Genomic DNA, 19,157 nt, shown 5'->3' on the forward strand with positions numbered 1-19,157 from the left:
AAGGAGAAACCGCATGGGCAACATCAGAGTGGGCCGAGCCCAGGCAAGGCCCGACACGCCGTCCCACGTGCCCGGCATACACCAGGGCAACGAGGGGCCTTACAAGAAACAGACCGGACACCACCAGGACGGCACCGCCGACGCGCGGCGCTCGACCAACATCGACTGGAAACGTCACGACGTCCTCCTGGACGTCATGCCGAACATCCCGCCGGGATGACACAGATCAGGGAGTTCCCCGGATGTTGATCCAACGGAAAAGAGCAGGAACGACGGCTCAGCGCGTGCTGACCGCCGAGGTCGCCGTGGTCAGCGCGCTGGTCCTGGCGCTGGCCGTCAGCCAGCTGCCCAGCCTCGTGCGTGAGCTGAAGATCTGGCGCATCGCCGGTGGCCTGCGCGCGGGCAACCGGTATCCGTGAGTCCGGCGTGCACGAACTGTCGATCGCGACCGCGATCGTGGAGCAGGCCGACCAGTGGGCCCGGACGGACGGGGCGGACACCGTGTCGACGGTGTCCGTCCGGGTCGGCGAACTGTCCGGAGTCGTCCCCGACGCACTGACCTTCGCCTTCGAGGTGGCCCGCGACGGCACGGCCCTGGCGGACGCGCGGCTCGTCGTCGAGCAGGTGTCCGCACAGGCCTGGTGCGGCCCGTGCGCCGAGGAGTTCGCGGTGGGCATGCCGCCGTTCTTCTGGTGCCCGCACTGCGACCAGCCCTCCACCGAGCTGCGCAGCGGCCGGGAGCTGGAGATCACCGCGGTCGAGTGAGCCCGCCGGTGCCCCGGGCGGACCGGGGCACCGGCGGGCTCCTCGCGCCCCCCTCAGCAGATCCGGGGCAGCTGCTCCCCGAGCGGCATGTCGACGACGCGGGTGCCGCCCAGGCCGGTGGCGACCACGACCATGCCGGGGTGCTCGGTCACGCACTGCCCGATGCGGGCCGCTCCCGCCCCCTGCGGATGGGCGCGCATGGCGTCCAGCACGGCCTCGGCCTCCGTCTGCGGGACGAAGGCCACCAGGCGGCCCTCGTTGGCGACGTAGAGCGGGTCGAGCCCGAGGAAGCCGCAGGCGTTGGCGACCGCGTCCGGCACCGGGATCGCCCGCTCGTCGAGCCGCACCCCCGTTCCCGAGGCGCGGGCGATCTCGTTCAGCGAGGCGGCAAGCCCGCCGCGCGTCGGATCGCGCAGGACGTGGACGTCCGGAGTGACGTCCAGCATGGTCGCCACCAGGTCGGCCAGCGGGGCGGTGTCGCTGGCGATCTCGACGCCGAACTCCAGCCCCTCGCGCACGCTCAGTACGGCGACCCCGTGCAGGCCGATCGGCCCGCTGACGATCACGGCGTCCCCGGGCCGGGCCCGCTGCGGCCGGATGTCGACCCGCTCGGGCACCAGGCCGACCCCGGCGGTGGTGACGTACACGCCGTCCCCGTGTCCGGCCTCGACCACCTTGGTGTCGCCGGTGGCGATGGTGACCCCGGCGGTCTCGGCCGCCGCCCCCATGGCCCGCGCGATGCGCTCGACGACGGCCAGCTCCACGCCCTCTTCCAGGACGAACGCGGCGGAGAGATAGGCGGGCCGGGCGCCGCTCATCGCCAGGTCGTTGACCGTGCCGTTGACGGCGAGGTCGCCGAGGCAGCCGCCGGGGAAGAAGAGCGGCCGTACGACGTAGGAGTCGGTGGAGAGGGCGAGCCGGGCACCGCCGAGGTGCAGGACGGCCGAGTCGGTCATCCCGGCGAGCAGGGCGTTGCCGTAGGCGGGGGTGAAGACCTGCTCGATCAGTTCGGCGGAGAGGGCGCCCCCGCCGCCGTGGCCCATCACCACGACCGGCTGGTCGCGGATCGGCGCCGGACAGCTCCAGCTCGCAGGGTCGACTACGGTCTGCTCAGCCAACGGGGTTCATCTCCTCGCGCGCAAGGGCCGGTTCGGACATCCGGCGGTAGAGGTAGTAGGCGGCGCAGGCGCCCTCGCTGGAGACCATGGTGGCGCCGAGCGGGGTGCGCGGGGTGCAGGTGGTGCCGAAAGCCGCGCAGTCGGTGGGCTTGATGAGCCCCTGCAGGACCTCGCCGGCGCGGCACTCGGCCGGTTCCTCGGTGCGAATGCCGGTGACGTCGAAGCGGTGCTCGGCGTCGAAGGCCCGGTAGGCCTCGCTGAGCCGCCAGCCGCTGGCGGGGATGCGGCCGATGCCCCGCCAGTTGCGGTCGGTGACCTCGAAGACCTCCTCGATCATGGCGATCGCGGCCGGGTTGCCGTCCGGGCGGACGGCCCGGGCGTAGGCGTTCTCCACCCGGTGCTCGCCGCGCTCCAGCTGGCCCACCGTGCGGCGGATGCCCTCCAGGATGTCGAGCGGTTCGAACCCGGTGACGACGATGGGGACCCGGTGCCGTTCGGCCAGTTCCGGGTACTCGGCCATGCCCATCACGCTGCACACGTGCCCGGCGGCCAGGAAGCCCTGCACCCGGCAGGCGGGGGCGGTCATGATGGCCTCGACGGCCGGGGGGACCCGGACGTGGGAGACCAGCAGGGTGAAGTTGGTCAGGCCCAGGCGCCTGGCCTGGTGGACGGCCATGGCGTTGGCGGGGGCGGTGGTCTCGAAGCCGATGGCGAAGAACACCACCTGCCGGTCCGGGTGGCGCCGGGCGAGCTGGAGCGCGTCGAGCGGTGAGTAGACCACGCGGACGTCGCCGCCCTCGCCCTTGACCCGGAACAGGTCCCGGTCGGTGCCGGGGACCCGGAGCATGTCGCCGAAGGAGCAGAAGATCACGTCGGGGCGGGCGGCGATCTCCAGCGCCTTGTCGATGCACTCCAGCGGGGTCACACAGACCGGGCAGCCGGGTCCGTGGATCAACTCGACCTCCTTGGGAAGGAGTTGGTCGATGCCGTGCCGGATGATCGAGTGGGTCTGGCCGCCGCAGACCTCCATCAGGGCCCAGGGCCGGGTGACGGTGGCCCGGATGTCGTCGAGCAGCCGGCGGGCCAGCTGGGGGTCGTTGAACTCGTCGAGGTACTTCACCGGGACTCGCTCCCCTCGGTCTCCGGAGCCGCCTGCCGGGCCGCCTGCTGCCAGGCGTCACCGAACTCCTCTTCCAGGAGCCCCAGTTCCTCGAAGAGCTTGAGGGAGGCCAGGGCCGACTCCTCGTCGAGTCGCTGCAGGGCGAAGCCCACGTGGACGATGACGTACTCCCCCACCCGCACGTCGGAGACGTACTCCAGGCACGCCTGCTTCTGCACTCCGCCGAAGTCGATCAGGCCGGTGAGCGGATCGGCCGTGTCGTCGATGCTCACGACTCTGCCGGGCACTGCCAAACACATGGGTCACTCCGTCTCGTCGCTGAATCGGGTACGTCGGTCGTGGTCGGGTCGTTCGTGGGCCGCGACCACCAGCTGCCCGAGTGCCAGGCCGCCGTCGTTGGGCGGGACCTCGCCGTGCAGCAGGACCGTGAATCCGTCGCCGCGCAGCAGGTCCGTACTCGCGCCCTCGAGCAGGGCGTTGGCGAAGACGCCCCCGGTGAGGGCGACGGTGGTCAGGCCGGTGGCCCGGCGGGCCGCGCGGCAGACGTCCAGGACCGCCCGGGCGACACCGCGGTGGAAGCGGGCCGCGATCACCGGCACCGGGACGCCCTGGCGCCGGTCGGTGACGATCGCGTGCAGCGCGGGGGCCGGGTCGAAGCGGTCGCCGAAGCGGTACGCGGCCGGGTCCGCGTCCCAGGCCAGGCGGGCCTGCGCCTCCAGTTCCAGGGCGGCCTGGGCCTCGTACCCGGCGCGGTGGCAGACGCCCGCGAGGGAGGACACGGCGTCGAAGAGCCGGCCCATGCTGGAGGTGGCCACACAGCCGACCTGACTGGGCAACTGCCGTGCCAGTAGCCTGAGTTCCTCGCGGGAGCAGGCGGCGAGACTGGGCAGGTCCGGGTCCCAGGGCAGTCCGGCCGCCCACAGCCGGGCCAGTGCCGTCCGGCACGGGTTGGCCACGCCCGCGTCCCCGCCGGGCAGCGGCGCCGGGGCGAGATGGGCGAGGCGCCGGTAACCGGTGTAGTCGGCGACGAGCACCTCGCCGCCCCAGACGGTGCCGTCGTCTCCGTAGCCGGTGCCGTCGAAGGCGACCCCGATGACGGGGGCGGTGCCGTCCAGGCCCGCCTCGGCCATCGCGGCGGCGATGTGGGCGTGGTGGTGCTGGACGAACACCGGTTTCCGCACCGGGAGTTGGGCGGCGCGGCGGCGGGCCCAGGCGGCGGAGTGGTAGCCGGGGTGGCGGTCGGCGGCGACGAGTTCCGGGCGGACTCCGGTCAGCCGGTGCAGATGCCGTTCGGCCCGGACGGCGGCCTCCAGGGTGGCCAGGTCGCCCATGTCGCCGATGTGCGGACCGAACCAGGCCAGGTCGCCCTCTCCGACGCACAGCGCGTTCTTCAGGTCGCCGCCGACCGCCAGCGCGGGCCGCACCGGGACGGGCAGCCGCAGCGGGCGCGGGGCGTAGCCGCGGGAGCGGCGCAGTACCTGTTCGGTGCCGTCGGCGCGGACCCGCAGCAGGGAGTCGTCGCAGGGCGAGGCGATCGGCCGGTCGTGGGCGAGCCAGGCGTCGGCCAGTCCGAACAACCGGGTCAGCGCCTCCTCGTCGTCCGTGACGATGGGCTCGCCCGAGCGGTTGCCGCTGGTCATGACGAGGACGCGCGGGCCGGGCGGGTCGCCGGGGAGGCCGAACAGGAGGGTGTGGACGGGGGTGTAGGGCAGCATCACGCCGAGGTGCGGGCTGCCCGGGCAGACGCCGGGGGCCAGCCGCACCCCGTGGCGGGGGCGGAGCAGGACGATGGGCCGCCGGGGGCCGGCGAGCGCCGTCCGCTCCGCGGCCCCGACCACGGCGATCCGCTCCGCCTGGGCGAGGTCCGCGCACATCACCGCGAACGGCTTGTCGCCGCGCGCCTTCCGGGTCCGCAGGGTCTCGACGGCCCGCGCGTTGGAGGCGTCGCAGGCCAGGTGGTAGCCGCCGATGCCCTTCACGGCGACGATCCGCCCGGCGGCGAGCAGTTCCCGAGCCCGGGCCAGGGCGTCGCCGTCGCGGGCGGCCCGCACCCCGCTGCCCGCGGCGGGCACCAGCCGCAGCCGGGGTCCGCAGTCGGGGCAGGCGACGGGCTGGGCGTGGAAGCGCCGGTCGGCGGGGGCGTCGTACTCGCGGGCGCAGTTCGGGCACAGGGGGAAGCCGGACATGGTGGTGACCGCGCGGTCGTAGGGCATGCCGGTGGCGATGGTGAAGCGGGGTCCGCAGTGGGTGCAGGTGATGAAGGGGTGCCGGTGCCGGCGGTCGGCGGGGTCGGCCAGCTCGCGCAGGCAGTCGGGGCAGGTCGCGGTGTCGGGCGGGAGGAGCGCGCGGCCCGGGGACGACTCCTCGGTGGCGCGGATGGTGAACCCACTGTCCGCCCCGGTGGCGGGTACCTCCTCGACGCCCACGGCGGTCACGGTGGCCAGCGGCGGCGGCTCGTCCGCGAGCCGCTCGCAGAACCGCTCCACCCCGGCCGGCGCCCCCTCCACCTCGATGAGCACGCCGTTCGCGGTGTTGCCGACGAATCCGGCGAGCGCCAGGTCGGCGGCGAGGCGGTGGACGTACGGGCGGAAGCCCACGCCCTGCACGGTGCCGCGCACCGTGATGCGCCGGCGGACGGCCGCCGCCGTGGTGGGGGCCGTCACGAGGCGGTCGGGGCATGGACGTGACCGTGCGGGTGCGGGGCGAGGGGCGGCCGGTGGGCGGGGACTCCGTCCCGTACGGCGAGCACCCGGTCGAGGACGGTGTCGACGCCCTCGCCGGTGCGGGCGCAGGTGGACACGATCTCCACTCCGGGGTTGACCCGCCGTACCTGCTCGGCGAAGGCGGCCCCGTCGAAGCCGGCCGGTCCGGCGAGGTCGGTCTTGGTGAGGACGACCAGGTGTGCGGAGCCGAAGGCGGTGGGGTACTTGGCGGGCTTGTCCTCGCCCTCGGTGACCGCCATCAGCACGATCCGCAGGTGTTCGCCGAGGTCGTAGGAGGCCGGGCAGACCAGGTTGCCGACGTTCTCCACGAACAGCAGCGCGGTGTCCGCCGGCAGCCAGCCCTCCAGATGGCCGCGGACCTGCCGGGCCTCCAGATGGCACAGCCCGTCGGTCAGCAGCTGCTTGACCGGCGCGCCCGACCGGGCCAGCCGCCGGGCGTCGTTCTCGGTGGCGAGGTCGGCGGTGAAGGCGGCGACGGGGACGTCCCGCTCCCCGGCCCGGGCCAGCACCCGGCCGAGCAGTTCGGTCTTGCCGCTGCCGGGGCTGGAGAGCAGGTTCACCACGCTCACCCCACGCGCGGCCAGGTCGTCGCGCAGGCTGGCGGCGAGGCCGTCGTTCCTGGCCAGGACGGCCCGGGTGACCTCCTCCGACTGACACATGGGTGCTCCTCGGTCGCTTCGGCTGGGGAAGGACCGGTGGCACGGGTGGGTCCTCGTCCTGGTCCGCTAGCGATCCTCCGCGCCGGTGGCGGCCGGGTGCGGGAGCCCGGCCGCGGCGGGGCCCGCGGATTCCTCCGGGCGGTCCAACGGGGGCGTGACCAGGGGATCCGCCAGCAGCGCCGGGACCAGGGCGTGCAGGGCGACGACGGCTCGCCCGACCGCGTCCCGGACCGGTCCGGTGAGGCCGGGGGCGATGTCCTCGTCGCCGCGCGGCAGCGCGCCGGGCTCGCAGGCGAGGACGAGGACGCGGGGCAGGGGTTCGTCGCCGAGGTGGGCGGCGAGGGCCAGGACCTTCGCCGGGTCCATGCCGTGCGCCTCGGGCGGGGCGGCCGAGGCGCCGTCGGGCGGTTCCGGCTCGACGAGCGACAGGGTGCCGGGCCGGTGCCCGCGTGCGGCCGCGTCCACGAGTACGGCGACCGTCCAGCCGTCGAGCAGTTCGTAGGCGAGGTCCATGCCGCGGATGCCGAAGTCCCGGACCCGCACCCCGGGCGGCAGCGGGCGCTCGGCCAGGGCGCGGATCACCTCGGGGCCGAAGGCGTCGTCGCCGAGGAAGATGTTGCCGACGCCCGCCACCAGCAGCCGCGTCACCGGGCACCGCCCGGGACCTTGCGGACGAAGTCGGAGCGCAGCGCGTGGTAGGGGGCGGTGGGGTCGAAGAACAGGGCCCGCATCCGGGCGAGTTCGTCCTTCCGGTACTCGGCGAGCGGCCGCTGCGCCTCGTCGGCGCGGCGTGTCGCGGCCTTGGCGGCGATCCGGCGATCGAGGTCGGGCCGCTCCGCGAGTGCGGCGGCCAGCCGCTCGACCTCTGCGGTGAACCCCTGCGCGGGTACCGGTACCAGTAGGTCGACGAGTCCCATCCGGGCGGCCGTCGCGGCGCTCACCGGCTGTGCCTCGTCCGTCAGCCGCGCCGCCGTGTCCGCTCCGACGCGGCGGGGCAGCGAGTACGTCCAGAACTCCGAGCCGTACAGGCCCATCCGCCGGTAGTGCGGGTTGAGGACGGCGCCGGTGCGGCACCAGACCTCGTCGGCGGCGAGGGCGAGCATGGCGCCGCCGGCCGCCGCGTTGCCGCCGAGCGCGGCCACCACCAGCCGGTCGGTGGTCCGCAGCACGGCCTCGACCAGGTCGTCCATCGCGTTGAGGTTGGTCCAGGACTCCGCGGCGGGGTCGGGGGCGGCCTCGATGACGTTCAGGTGGATGCCGTTGGAGAAGAAGTCGCGCCGGCCGCCGAGGACCAGGACCCGGGTGGGCCGGGCGAGGGCGTACTCGTACGCGGCCAGCAGACGGCGGCAGTGGCCGGTGCTCATCGCGCCGCCGGGCAAGGAGAAGCTGACGAAGCCGACGTCGCCGTGCCGACGGTAGTGGATGTCGGTCCAGGTACGGCGGTCCGCGGGCAGTTCGAGCGGGGCGGGGTCCTCGGGGAGGGCCGGGCCGGCGAGGACGTCGGCCGCGGGGCGGCGGAAGGGGGCCGGGTCGCCGGAGTTCTTCCGGGGGCGCAGCTCGGGGATCCATACGGCGCCGTCGCGGGTGGCCCGGCAGACGGCGCCCGCGCGGGTGGCGAGCAGCTCGCCCGGGCGGCCCCGCAGCCGGTCCTCGGGATGGCCCCCGTGCAGGAACACCTCCCGGTCGCGGACCTCGTCCAGCACCCCGGGCTGGGAGTCGGCCCCGCGCAGTTTGCGCAGCACCGTCGCGGTGTCGTCGGCCGCCCAGTCGATCCGCCGCCGCGTCTGACGGAAGACGTCACGCCAGACGACCCGGGCGCGGATCTCGTCACCGCTCTGCGACCGTGGCTTGTACGAGCCCTCCGCGTACCGTCGTACGGCCTGGTGGACGGCGGTGAGGGCGGCGTCGGCGGCCTCGTTGCGGTAGAGGTCGCTCTTGCCGACCGGCTCCACCGGGAAGGGCTCGCTCGCCCAGACGGCGCCCGCGTCCATGGCCGCCTCGGCCTGCAGGACGGTCACCCCCCAGTCGGGGGCCTGTTCGGCGATGGCCCAGTCGAGGGAGGAGGGGCCCCGGTCGCCGAGCGGCCCCGGGTGCACGACGAGACAGGTGTGCCGCTGCCAGACGTCCTCGGGGAGCGCCGTCTTGAGCATCGGCGCGATGATCAGCTCCGGGCTCCGGTCCCGGACCGCGGACCGGACGGCGTCGGGGCCATGGGCGGCGAGGACGACGTCCACCCGGTGGCCGAGGTCGGACAGTTCGGCGTAGACCCGCTGGGACAGGCTGTTGAACGCGCTTGCGACGAGCAGAATGTCCATGGTGCGGCATATTCGCCGCTTCAGCGGCTTCCGGAAAGGACCCGCGCGGCGTTTCGTCGCCCGTCCTGCGGCGCCCGCCCCTCCTCCTTCCGGAACGCCCAGTCCATCCGGGGCTCCATCACGCACCGGAAGACCCGGCGCACCGGCGGGGTGCACAGCGCGGTCACCGCCGCGGCGGCGGCGAGGGTGACCGTCACCGCGCCCGGCGGGCCGTGCATCCAGGCCGGGTCGTACCAGTGGGCGGGCTTGGCGCCCTGGGCGAGGAAGCCGTGCAGCAGATAGCCGTAGAGGGTGCCCGCGCCGAGGGCGGTGAACCAGGTGCGGCGGCCCGGGACCCAGGCGAGGAAGCAGGCGACCAGCAGCAGGGAGCAGCCGAAGGTGGCGAGGGTCATGACGGGCCCGTACCAGGCGGGCACGCCGAGCTGCTCGGCGCTGTCGCGGTGGAAGAACCAGCGGTAGCCCGAGCGCGGCACCGACCAGTACGCCACGGCGAGCGCACAGCCGAAGACCGGGACCGCGCAGATCCGCACGCTCCAACGGCGCAGCCGGCGGAAGTGCTCCGGCCGCAGACACAGGCCGAGCACGAAGTACGGCAGGAACTGCAGCACACGCTGCAGATCGAGGTCGTTGCCGATGGACGAGGAGAGGCTCGCCAGCATGGCGACGGCGAGCGCTACCGGCAGCGGCCACCGCATGATCCGCCAGATCGGCGTCGTCAGCCGCCACAGGAACAGGGCCGCCAGGAACCAGGTGAGGTACAGGGGGTCCAGCAGGCTGATGTCGCGGTCCGGGGCGTGGTCGCTCCACCGGGTGAAGAGGGTGTAGGCGACCTCGAACACCACATAGGGCACCGCGACGCCGGTGACCAGCCGCCGGATGCGGGCCGGGCTCGCGTCGAAGCCGCGGGAGAAGTAGCCGGAGACGACGATGAACGCCGGCATGTGGAAGGCGTAGACGAGGGTGTAGAGCGCGGTGACGGTACGGCTGTCCGCGCGCAGTGGCTCCCAGGCGTGCCCGACGGCCACGAGCACGATCGCCAGGTACTTCGCGTTGTCGAAGTAGGCGTCCCGCCCGCCCGGCGGGCCGCTCCTGGCCGCCTCGCCCGGGCGCGGCGGCGGGACCGGTGTCCGGTCCGCGACCCGCGCGGGCGACGCGTCGACTGTGGCTGCGGTCTCGCGGGAGCCGGACAGACCAGAACACCTCTCACACACGACATGCGCTTCGGAAAGCGACGGGGGACGGGGGCAAAGACGGGGCGGAGGCCCCGGGGGGCATCGCTCCGGACACGCTGCTCTCCGGATTTCCACGGCGTAAACCCACCCTTCCGTGTGGGTGTCGACACGGGAAACCACGCCCGTCCGGCGGGTCGCCGGACCAAGATGGTCGCGTCCGTGCCGACCGCCATCTCCTGGGAGCGTGCCACCGTGACGTCGTCGGACCGTGTCTCCGCCCGCTGCGAGGAACTGCTCGACACCCGCCCGGAGACCCTCCGGGAAGCGGCCCGGGATTTCGGCGGGCTGGTGCACGCACCGCCGCTGGGCGTGCTGCGGCCCCGGTCCGCCGCCGAGATCAAGGACGCGCTGGCGTACGCCGGGCCGCGCGGGATCCCGGTGGCCGCGCGGTCCGGCGGTCACTCCCTGTACGGCCAGGGGCAGGCGGACGGCGGGATCGTCCTCGACCTGGGCGAGCTGAGCGCGGTCGGGCCGGTGACCGGGGACCGGGTCGAGGTGCGGGCCGGGGCGCTGTGGCGGGACGTGCTCGCGGCGACCCTGCCCCACGGGCTCGCCCCGCCCGTCCTCACGGACTACCTCGGTGCCGGCGTCGGCGGGGTGCTGAGCGCGGGCGGGCTGGGCGGTGCCAGCCACCGGCACGGCCTGGTCGCGGACTCGGTGCTGGAGCTGGAGGTGGTGACCGGGGCCGGTGAACACCTGGTCTGCTCGCCGGACCGGCACGGCGCCCTCTTCCACGCGGTGCCGGCCGGTCTGGGGCAGGTGGCCGTCATCGTCCGGGCCACCCTGCGGCTGGCCCCCGCGCCCGCCCTGGTGCGCCGCTACTGCCTGTACTACCCCGACCTGGACGGCTACCTGTCCGACCAGCACCTGCTGGCGACGGACCGGCGCTTCGCCTATCTGGAGGGGCAGGCCCGTCCCCTGGAGGACACCGCCGGCGGCTGGCACTACATGGTCGAGGCGGTGGCCGCCCACCAGGGGCCGACCCCGCCCGACGACACGGCCCTCCTCGCGGACCTCTCCTTCGACTCGGCCGAGATCACGGACCTCGGTTACGCCGAGTTCGCCGACCGGGTGGCGGAGGACGAGGAGATCCTGCGCGCGAGCGGAGAGTGGCTGCACCCGCACCCCTGGCTGAACCTGCTGCTCCCCGAGGACACCGCGGCCTCCGTGGTGACCGACGTCCTCGCCGACCCGGCCTTCACGGACCTGCGCGAGAACGGCCTGGTCCTGCTCTACCCCCTCCTCACCCGCACGCTGCGGGCCCCGCTGTTCCGCCGCCCGCACGGCGAGGTCGTCCTGCTGCTCGCCCTGCTGCGCACGGCGGCCCCGGGCGCCGCCGACCCGATGGTGGCCGCCAACCGCACGGCGTTCGAGTACGCGCGGGCGAAGGGCGCCGTGGCCTACCCGGTCAACGCGCTGCCGATGTCGCCCGCCGACTGGCGGGAGCACTACGGCAGCCAGTGGGGAACGCTGGCGGAGGCCAAGAGCGTGCACGACCCGCACGGGGTGCTGGGCAGGGGGCACGGTCTGTGGCTGTGACCGGGGCCACACACACGTGCGGGACCACGGTGTGTCGATTCCGCCCGCCGCCGTTCGTCGGTGGGGTGTAGGAAGCACATGAGGACCGGGAGGAACCCATGAAGTACATGCTGCTGGTCTGCGGCGACGACACCGCCGACGCCTCCGGGATGGCGCCGGTCGAACCCTGGGTGGAGGAGCACGGCGTGCGCACCGGGGCCCGGCTGTACGGCCACCGGCTGCGGCTGCCGGACACCGCGGTCACCGTCCGGGTCCGCGACGGGGAGGTGCTGCGCACCGACGGGCCGTTCGCGGAGACGAAGGAGTACGTCGCCGGGTTCGACGTCGTCGACTGCGCCGGTCTGGAGGAGGCGGTACGGATCGCCGCCCAGCACCCGGTGGCCACCATCGGAGCCATGGAGGTACGCCCGTTCTGGGACGAGGGGCTCATGGAGGACGCCGAGACGGCCGTCCGCCGGATCGACGGCGAGCTGACCGCGGCCGCCCGCGAGCGGGACGTCGACCGAATGACGGCCTGCTACGCCCATGACGTGGAGGCCTTCGGACCGGCCGGCGTCGAGGCGCAGTCGGGGATCGCCGCGGTCCGCAAGGCGGTCGAGGAGTGGTTCGCGACGCTGAGCGGGCCGGTCCACCGCGAGGTGCTCGAACTGCGGGTGCGCCCCGGCGAGGGCAGCACCTTCAGCCACGCCCTCGTCCGGCTGCGGGGCACCAGGGTGACCGGGGAGCCCCTGGACCAGGTGGTGCGGGTCACCACCGGCTACCGCGACACCGGTTTCAGCTGGGTGATCGCCCACGAGCACGTCTCGGTCCCCGCGGAGGCGAAGCGGTCATGAAGTACGTCCTGTTCATCTGCACCCCGGTCGGCGGCGAGGAGCTCAGCCCCGCCGAGATCGCCGAGGACCCGCGCTTCACCTCGTACATCCACGAGGTCCGCACCCGGGACGTGGTCAGGGGCGGCGCCCGGCTGCGGCCCGCCTCCGACGCCACCACGGTGCGCGTCCAGGGCGACGAAGTGCTGCTGAGCGACGGGCCTTTCGCCGAGACCAAGGAGTACATCGCGGGGCTCGACATCATCGAGGTCGCCGACCTCGACGAGGCCCTCGCGCTCGCCTCCCGGCACCCCGCGGCGCTCGCCGGCGGCTCGGTCGAGGTGCGGCCGGTCTGGGAGTGAGTGCCACGGACGAGGTGGAGGCGGCCGTCGCCGCCGCCTTCCGCGAGGAGTGGGCCCAGGTCGTCGCCACCCTGATCCGGGTGACCGGCGACTGGGACCTCGCCGAGGAGTGCGCACAGGACGCCTTCGCCCAGGCGCTCGAACGGTGGCGGCGCGACGGAGTGCCGCGCCGCCCCGGCGCCTGGCTGACCACGACCGCCCGCAACCGTGCCCTGGACGTGCTGCGCCGGGAGGCGGTGGGCGCCGAGAAGCTGCGGGAGGCTGCGGTGCTGGCACGGGACGAGGGGCCGTACGACCCGGACCACGAGGGCGACGACAGCGGGGTGCGGGACGACCGGCTGCGGCTGCTCTTCACCTGCTGTCACCCGGCGCTGCCGATCGAGGCCCGGGTCGCGCTGACCCTGCGCACCCTGGCCGGGCTGACCACGCCCGAGATCGCCCGCGCGTTCCTCGTCCCCGAGGCGACCATGGCGCAGCGACTGGTGCGGGCCAAGCGCAAGATCCGCAACGCCGGTATCCCGTACCGGGTGCCGCCCGCGCATCTGCTGCCCGAACGCACGACGGGCGTCCTGGGCGTGCTCTATCTGCTGTTCAACGAGGGGTACGCGGCCACCGCGGGCGCCGATCTGATGCGCGCCGGCCTGTGCGCCGAGGCCGTCCGCCTGGCCCGGCTGCTGGCCCGGCTGATGCCCGACGAACCGGAGGTGGTCGGGCTGCTGGCGCTCCTGCTGCTGCACGACGCCCGCCGGGAGACCCGGGTGGACGCGGCGGGCGACCTGGTGACCCTGGAGGACCAGGACCGCACGGCCTGGGACCGCGCGGCGATCGACGAGGGTGCCGCGCTCCTGGAGGGGGCCCTGCGTCGCGGCCGGCCCGGCCCGTACCAGATCCAGGCGGCCGTCGCGGCCTGCCACACCACCGCGGCGACGGCCGCCGACACCGACTGGGCCGACATCGCCGGTCTCTACGGCGAACTCCAGCGGTACGTCCCCTCCCCCGTGGTCCGGCTGAACCGCGCGGTCGCCGTGGGCATGGCGGAGGGCGGCGAGGCGGGGCTCGCCCTGGTGGCGGAGCTGGAGGCGGCGGACGAGCTGGCCGGCTACCACCTGCTGCCCGCGACCCGCGCCGACCTGCTGCGCCGGATGGGACGCATGCGGGAGGCGGCCGAATCGTACGCCCACGCCCTGGAGTTGGTGGAGAACGCGGCCGAACGCCGGTTCCTGGAGAAGCGGCTCGCCCAGTGCGGCGGTGCCGGGGGTTGACCGGAGCCCCGGCCGGGGGCTTCCCCCACCCTGAATGCGGCAGCCCACTGGAGTGATCGCGGGGCGGGCTCTGCCTAGCGTGAGGGTGCATGGCAACGATTTCCGCGAAGTCCGCCCTGGCGTCATCGGTGGCGGTGATCGTGCTGGCGGCCGCACCCGCGGCCTCCGCGCGGTCGTCCCCACCAGGGCCGTCCGAGCGCTGCGGCAGGCATGACGAGGTCCGCCGGGCGCTGACCACACTCACCGCACATGACCACATCACCGGAGCCTCGGTCCTCGCCGACGGCCCGTGCGGGCGCTGGTCCGAGACCGTGGGCACGGCCGATCCGCGCACCGGCCGCCGCATGAACACCACCGACCGGCTGCGCGTCGGCAGCGTCACCAAGACGTTCACCGCGACCGTCGTCCTGCAACTCGCCGCCGAACACCGGCTCTCGCTCGACACCTCCGTCGAACACTATCTGCCGGGCACTCTCGGCGATGCCGGGAAGCACATCACCGTACGCCAACTCCTGCGTCACACCAGCGGGTTGCCCGACTATCTCGATGCCCCCGAGTGGGAGCACCCGGAGCGGCTGCGCCACCGACACTTCGAACCCCGTGAGTTGATCGCGCGCGCCCTCGAACTCCCGCGCCCGCAGCAGCCATGGCACTACGCCACCACCAACTACCTGGTGCTGGGCCTGATCGTCCAGCAGGTCACCGGCCGCGGTCCGGAGGCGGAGATCGACCGGCGGATCATCGAGCCCCTCGGGTTGCGCGACACGTACTGGCCGGGTGACGAGACCCGGATCCGGGGGCGGTACTCGCACAGCTACTTCACCTCCGAGGACGGACGGCGCGTCGACGGCACCGACTGGAACACGACCTTCGGCGGTGTGGGCGGGGCGCTCGTCTCCACGCAGTCCGACCTCACCCGGTTCGCCGACGCGTTGCTCGGCGGACGGCTGCTGCCCGCGCCCCGACTCGCCGAGATGCGGCGGACGGTGGCCGCCGACCCGGACCGGCTGTGGCCGGGCGCCCGGTACGGGCTGGGGCTGATCTCGTCGCCGTTGTCGTGCGGCGGGGTGTGGTGGGGGCACGCCGGGACCGTGCCGGGCGGCCACCGGGCGCTGGTCGCCGTCGGGCCCGGCGGCCGGAGCGTGGCCGTCGCCCTCAACCAGGTGCCGGACACCCTCCGGGCCGAACAGGACTTCCAAGACCTCGTCGACGCATCCCTCTGCGCCTCCGAAAGGACCTCCGCATGACCGGCTTCGCGGCATCGGCCGCCCTGGCCCTGGCGAGCGCCCTGACCCTTGGCGCCGCACCGGCCACCACCCACAGCGCCGCCCCCGACCCCCTGGCCCGCTACCACCACCAGCACCTCGACTGGAAGAGCTGCGTGCTCGGGCCCGACGACGAGACCGGCAAGGATCTGGAGAAGGCCGGCGCCCGATGCGCCCACGTCACCGTGCCGTTGGACTACGCCGACCCGAACGGCCGTACCATCACCGTCGCCGTCTCCCGGATCAGGGCCACCGACACCGCCCACCGGGTCGGCGCGCTGCTGCTCAACAGCGGAGGGCCGGGCGGGCAGACGATCGGCGACCCGCCGTGGGTGCGCGCGGCGATGAAGGATGTCGGCAAGCGGTACGACGTGGTCGGCGTGGACCCCCGGTTCGTCGGCCGCAGTACCGCCCTGGACTGCCACTGGCCCACGGGGTCGGGGATCCGCGGCCCGGGGCACGACCGGGCCGACTTCGACCGCTCCACCGCCATCGCCGAGGAACTCGCCCGTGACTGCCGGAAGTTCGAGGGTGACGTACTGCCGTACGCCACCACCCGGAACACCGCGCGGGACATGGACGTGATCCGCGCCGCGCTCGGCGAGCGGCGGATCTCCTATCTCGGCTACTCGTACGGCAGTTACCTCGGCGAGGTGTACGCCACGATGTTCCCGAAGCGCACGGACCGGGTGGTCCTGGACGGGGTGGCCGACCCCGCCCGCTACAGCCCCCGGCTGCTGCGCGGCTCGGAACCCGCCAACCGGCACGCCCTGCGGGACTGGGCCGCCTGGGCGGCCGCCCGGGACACGACGTACGGCCTGGGCCGCACCCGGGACGCGGTGCTGGCGGTCGTGGACCGGATCCAGGCCGCCGCCGAACGGGCGCCGCTGCGGGTCGGCGCCTACCGGGTGGACGACGGTGCCGTACCGATGGTGGTCTTCAGCGGCCTCTCCCAGGACAACGACGCGGCCTACGGCGACTTCGCCCAAGGCGTGCGCGACCTGCGGGACGCGGCCGGCGGCAGGACCGTCACCCCGAGCTCGTGGCTCGCGGACACGCTGGGCTTCATGCTCACCGGGTCCGAATCGGCCTACGGAAGTGTGCAGATGTCCATCCTGTGCGGTGACGTCGCCGCGCCCCGCGATCCGCGGACGTACTGGCGTGATGTGCAAACTGCCCGCGCGCAGGACCCGTTGTTCGGTCCGGTGACCAACAACATCGGGCCGTGCGCCTTCTGGGACCCGCCGCGCGAGCGGCCGACCGTGATCCGGGACGATGTGCCGGCCCTGCTCGTCAACGCGACCGGCGACCCGCGCACCGTCTACGAGGGCGCGCAGGCGGTGCACCGCGGCTGGCCGAGCTCCCGCCTGGTGACCCTGCGCGGCGCGGACCAGCACGCGGTGTTCGGTGTCTACGGCAGCGACTGCGTGGACACGACCGTGAACGCCTACTTCGCGACCGGGCGGCTGCCCGGCGCGGACGTCGCCTGCGCCGCGTCCCCGCACTGAGGGCGGCCTCCGGGCCGTTCCCGCACGGGGGCGGCCCGAAGGTTCCCGGCCGGATCAGGTCCGGCGCGCGTCCCGCGCCAGCGCCTTGAACTCCGGCCACCGCACGCGGGGCCGGGCGAGGCCCCGCCGGGCCAGATAGCGGTCGGTGGCCCGCTTCGTGGCGCGCAGCACGCTCACCGCGTCGCTCGCGCGGCCCGTGCCCATCGGCTCCACCACCCGGTCCGGGACCAGCAGCCATCCCGTGTCGCTCTCGCGCAGTCCGCCGCGCACAAGGGCGTTGTGCATGTGGTTGAGGCGCTCGTCGTGCCGGTGCACGAGGAGCGCGGCGGGGCCCGGTGCGGCGGGGCAGTCGGCCGGCACGGCCACGGCGAAGCCCTCGGGCGTGGGTACCGGCCGGGTCCGGGCCAGCACCGGGGCGCCGGAGGCGTCGCGGGCGGCGAGCACGGCCGTCGGGTAGGGGGCGAGCTGCGCGGCGCCGACCAGGTCGCCGGCCGGTGCGGGCGTGCCGGGCGCCGGGGGCAACGGCGGCCGTACGACGACCTGTTCGGGCGTCACGGTGATCAGCAGCCGCAGGTAGTACCAGTCCATCAGCAGGCGCATCGGAGGCGCGAGGTAGGACCGGCTGTGCGGCTGCCGGGCGAACAGCATCCGCCAGTAGTCCTCGGCGCCCTGCGGTCCGGTCATGATCTCGTCGGGGCACTCGGCACGGCCGCCGACGAAGATCTGCGGGGGCTCCTCGCGGCCGCTGCCGGTGGGGTCGGAGAAGAGCAGGGCGACCCGGCCGTCCCGGCGGATGTTCAGCGCCTTCTGCGCGAACGCCAGGGACGTGCTGAGCAGCAGGGTCCCGTCCGGGCGGCGCCACACGGCCGTCGGCCAGGCCGCGGGCGTGCCGTCCCGGCCGAGGGTGACGAACTCGCAGGTGCGGTAGGCGTCCAGGACGTCGAGCGGGGCGGAGTCGAGTACGGTCACGGGGCTACTCCCCGTCCAGCGGGGCACGCATGGTCCGGCGGTAGCCGGCGTACTGGCGGCGGCCCACGGCCTGCCACAGGAGGCGGCCGATCAGCGGGGCCTTGCCCAGGAAGTAGGCGCTCTCCTCGGGCGTGGCCTCCTCCAGGATGGCGCCGAGGGCCAGCATGCGCTTGTTCTTGGGTATCCCTTCCATGCCGCGCTCGCCGACCAGGTCCCACTCGGCGACGGTGAGATGCTCGGCGATCAGCGGCAGTACCGACCGCTCCTCCTCGTCGAGGTGCTCCAGGAGGGCGGTGCGGTGCGCGTCCAGAGCCAGGGCCAGTTCCTCGCCGGAGATCCGGTCGGCGGACCGCTCCCACACCGGCAGCCACTCGGCGACGGCCGTCAGGGTGCCGTCGATCGCCTCGTGCTGCTCGGTCATCCGGCCCACCAGCGCCTCGTCGTGCGCGGCCCGGGACCGCAGCAGCGGCCAGACCAGCTCGTCCTCGGCGTGGTGATGGTGGTGCAGGCCGTTGGTGTAGTCGCGCAGGGCCTCGGCGACCCGGGCCGCGCGGGCCGTGTCGCCGTCGGGTACGGCCCGCACCAGCCGGGGCAGCATCGCCGACTCACGGCGGAAAACCCGGTGGACCACGACCATTTCGTGGGTGTGAGGACGCTCCGCGGTGACCGGGGCGCCCTGGCTGCTGTAGGGGGACACGCTTGCTTGCTCCAGCGATCAGGTGTGTCGGTGTCGGTCGCCCACCGTGGCGCAGCCCACTTGGCGTCCGCTTGGCGACCGGCTTGGCATGCGGCTCGGTAGCCGCCTCGACGGCCCGGATGGCACCGCGTTTATCATCTGTTGACGGGATCGACGCGGTGCTCGGGTAGATTCCCGCGGCGTGCTGCGTTTGCGAGTCCTGGGGCCGCTGGGTGCCGAAGTCGCGGGGTCACCGGTCGCGTTGGGTGCTCCGCGGCAGCGCGCCGTGCTCGCGCTGCTGATCGCGGCCCGGGGCGGTGTCGTACCGGTCGAGCGGATGGCGGACGCGCTGTGGCGGGGTGAGCCGCCGGCGAAGGCCACGGTGTCGCTGCACGCCTATCTGTCCAATCTGCGCCGGTCGCTGGAGCCGGGCCGGCCGCCGCGCGCGCCCGCGACCGTGCTGGTGACCGCTCCCCCGGGGTACGCGCTCCGGCTGGCCGGGGACGCGGTGGACGCCTGGCGGTTCGAGACCTGGGTGGGCCGGGCCCGCAGCGCCCCGGCCGAGGAGGCTCGGCGGCTGCTCGCCGAGGCGCTCGGCTGGTGGCGCGGAACGGCCTTCGCCGAGCACGCGGACGAGGAGTGGGCCGCCGCGGAGGTGGCCCGGCTGACCGGACTGCGCGCCGACGCCGGTGAGCTCGCCGTCGCCGCCGATCTGCGCACCGGCCGGGCCGCGCAGGCGGCGGCCGACGCCGAGTCGCTCGTCCGGGACAGCCCGCTGCGCGAGGAGGGCTGGCGGCTGCTGGGCGCTCGCGCAGTGGGCGTGCGGCCGGCAGGC

General features: G+C 74.3%; 19 protein-coding genes and 1 pseudogene. 10 read left to right on the plus strand and 10 right to left on the minus strand.

The features are described 5' to 3' along the window. The first annotated feature begins 13 nt into the window (after positions 1 to 13). Genes ACFZDK_RS19360 through hypA form a run of 3 tightly spaced genes read left to right on the plus strand, consistent with a single transcriptional unit; the run spans position 14 to position 765 of the window. The gene (locus tag ACFZDK_RS19360) at positions 14 to 220 is read left to right on the plus strand and encodes a hypothetical protein (protein ID WP_355729389.1); all 207 of its coding nucleotides are present in this window, start codon (positions 14 to 16) and stop codon (positions 218 to 220) included. A 22-nt stretch (positions 221 to 242) separates the two neighbouring features. Continuing rightward, a complete protein-coding gene (locus ACFZDK_RS19365; protein ID WP_355729391.1) occupies positions 243 to 419 on the plus strand; it encodes a hypothetical protein in 177 nt (58 codons plus the stop codon). A gap of 7 nt (positions 420 to 426) precedes the next feature. Further along, positions 427 to 765 carry a hydrogenase maturation nickel metallochaperone HypA gene (gene hypA / locus ACFZDK_RS19370; protein ID WP_390973909.1) on the plus strand — a complete coding sequence of 113 codons (339 nt, stop codon included), beginning with the start codon at positions 427 to 429 and terminating at the stop codon, positions 763 to 765. A gap of 53 nt (positions 766 to 818) precedes the next feature. Here hypA and hypE read toward each other — a convergent pair whose 3' ends face one another. The 8 genes from hypE to ACFZDK_RS19410 all read right to left on the minus strand — a co-directional run bounded on the left by hypE (position 819) and on the right by ACFZDK_RS19410 (position 9,911). After that, positions 819 to 1,808, minus strand: coding sequence for a hydrogenase expression/formation protein HypE (gene hypE, locus ACFZDK_RS19375; RefSeq protein ID WP_390974246.1), 990 nt, complete (start codon positions 1,806 to 1,808; stop codon positions 819 to 821). Between the two features lie 67 nt (positions 1,809 to 1,875). After that, positions 1,876 to 3,003, minus strand: a complete 1,128-nt coding sequence (gene hypD / locus ACFZDK_RS19380; RefSeq protein WP_390973911.1) for a hydrogenase formation protein HypD — start codon at positions 3,001 to 3,003, stop codon at positions 1,876 to 1,878. Beyond that, complete coding sequence (locus tag ACFZDK_RS19385; RefSeq protein WP_390973913.1) at positions 3,000 to 3,302, minus strand: HypC/HybG/HupF family hydrogenase formation chaperone; 303 nt, start codon at positions 3,300 to 3,302, stop codon at positions 3,000 to 3,002. The genes hypD and ACFZDK_RS19385 overlap by 4 nt, the downstream gene beginning before the upstream one ends. Before the next feature lie 3 nt (positions 3,303 to 3,305). Then, entirely contained in the window at positions 3,306 to 5,666 is a 2,361-nt protein-coding gene (hypF, locus tag ACFZDK_RS19390; protein WP_390973915.1) for a carbamoyltransferase HypF, read from the minus strand. Continuing rightward, positions 5,663 to 6,385, minus strand: coding sequence for a hydrogenase nickel incorporation protein HypB (gene hypB / locus ACFZDK_RS19395; protein WP_390973917.1), 723 nt, complete (start codon positions 6,383 to 6,385; stop codon positions 5,663 to 5,665). Before hypB ends, hypF begins: the two co-directional genes overlap by 4 nt. Before the next feature lie 66 nt (positions 6,386 to 6,451). Continuing rightward, positions 6,452 to 7,033 carry a hydrogenase maturation protease gene (locus ACFZDK_RS19400; RefSeq protein ID WP_390973919.1) on the minus strand — a complete coding sequence of 194 codons (582 nt, stop codon included), beginning with the start codon at positions 7,031 to 7,033 and terminating at the stop codon, positions 6,452 to 6,454. After that, positions 7,030 to 8,700 carry an enoyl-CoA hydratase-related protein gene (locus ACFZDK_RS19405; protein ID WP_390973920.1) on the minus strand — a complete coding sequence of 557 codons (1,671 nt, stop codon included), beginning with the start codon at positions 8,698 to 8,700 and terminating at the stop codon, positions 7,030 to 7,032. The genes ACFZDK_RS19400 and ACFZDK_RS19405 overlap by 4 nt, the downstream gene beginning before the upstream one ends. A 20-nt stretch (positions 8,701 to 8,720) precedes the next feature. After that, positions 8,721 to 9,911 (minus strand): acyltransferase family protein, encoded by a 1,191-nt coding sequence (locus ACFZDK_RS19410; RefSeq protein ID WP_390973922.1) that lies wholly within the window; start codon positions 9,909 to 9,911, stop codon positions 8,721 to 8,723. Between the two features lie 180 nt (positions 9,912 to 10,091). Between ACFZDK_RS19410 and ACFZDK_RS19415 the strand changes: the two genes are divergently transcribed. The 6 genes from ACFZDK_RS19415 (at position 10,092) to ACFZDK_RS19440 (ending at position 16,677) form a co-directional block, all read left to right on the plus strand. After that, complete coding sequence (locus ACFZDK_RS19415; protein ID WP_390973924.1) at positions 10,092 to 11,471, plus strand: FAD-binding protein; 1,380 nt, start codon at positions 10,092 to 10,094, stop codon at positions 11,469 to 11,471. Between the two features lie 98 nt (positions 11,472 to 11,569). Next, entirely contained in the window at positions 11,570 to 12,304 is a 735-nt protein-coding gene (locus tag ACFZDK_RS19420; RefSeq protein WP_390973926.1) for a nuclear transport factor 2 family protein, read from the plus strand. Beyond that, entirely contained in the window at positions 12,301 to 12,642 is a 342-nt protein-coding gene (locus tag ACFZDK_RS19425) for a YciI family protein (RefSeq protein ID WP_390973927.1), read from the plus strand. Before ACFZDK_RS19420 ends, ACFZDK_RS19425 begins: the two co-directional genes overlap by 4 nt. After that, positions 12,639 to 13,904 (plus strand): sigma-70 family RNA polymerase sigma factor, encoded by a 1,266-nt coding sequence (locus ACFZDK_RS19430; RefSeq protein WP_390973929.1) that lies wholly within the window; start codon positions 12,639 to 12,641, stop codon positions 13,902 to 13,904. The genes ACFZDK_RS19425 and ACFZDK_RS19430 overlap by 4 nt, the downstream gene beginning before the upstream one ends. Positions 13,905 to 13,993: 89 nt before the next feature. Next, a complete protein-coding gene (locus tag ACFZDK_RS19435; RefSeq protein ID WP_390973931.1) occupies positions 13,994 to 15,151 on the plus strand; it encodes a serine hydrolase in 1,158 nt (385 codons plus the stop codon). After that, positions 15,148 to 16,677, plus strand: a complete 1,530-nt coding sequence (locus ACFZDK_RS19440) for an alpha/beta fold hydrolase (RefSeq protein ID WP_390973933.1) — start codon at positions 15,148 to 15,150, stop codon at positions 16,675 to 16,677. Before ACFZDK_RS19435 ends, ACFZDK_RS19440 begins: the two co-directional genes overlap by 4 nt. A gap of 54 nt (positions 16,678 to 16,731) precedes the next feature. Here the strand turns inward: ACFZDK_RS19440 and ACFZDK_RS19445 are convergent, their stop codons facing one another. Together ACFZDK_RS19445 and ACFZDK_RS19450 are read right to left on the minus strand one after the other, a co-directional pair. Beyond that, a complete protein-coding gene (locus tag ACFZDK_RS19445; protein WP_390973934.1) occupies positions 16,732 to 17,646 on the minus strand; it encodes a pyridoxamine 5'-phosphate oxidase family protein in 915 nt (304 codons plus the stop codon). 4 nt (positions 17,647 to 17,650) lie between these two features. Next, a complete protein-coding gene (locus tag ACFZDK_RS19450) occupies positions 17,651 to 18,343 on the minus strand; it encodes a hemerythrin domain-containing protein (RefSeq protein WP_390973936.1) in 693 nt (230 codons plus the stop codon). 265 nt (positions 18,344 to 18,608) lie between these two features. Between ACFZDK_RS19450 and ACFZDK_RS19455 the strand changes: the two are divergent. Continuing rightward, a pseudogene (locus tag ACFZDK_RS19455) lies at positions 18,609 to 19,064 on the plus strand (BTAD domain-containing putative transcriptional regulator); the annotation flags it as partial. Between the last annotated feature and the right edge of the window lie 93 nt (positions 19,065 to 19,157).

The sequence above is a fragment of the Streptomyces sp. NPDC007901 genome (assembly GCF_042959465.1).
Taxonomy (GTDB): Bacteria; Actinomycetota; Actinomycetes; order Streptomycetales; family Streptomycetaceae; genus Streptomyces.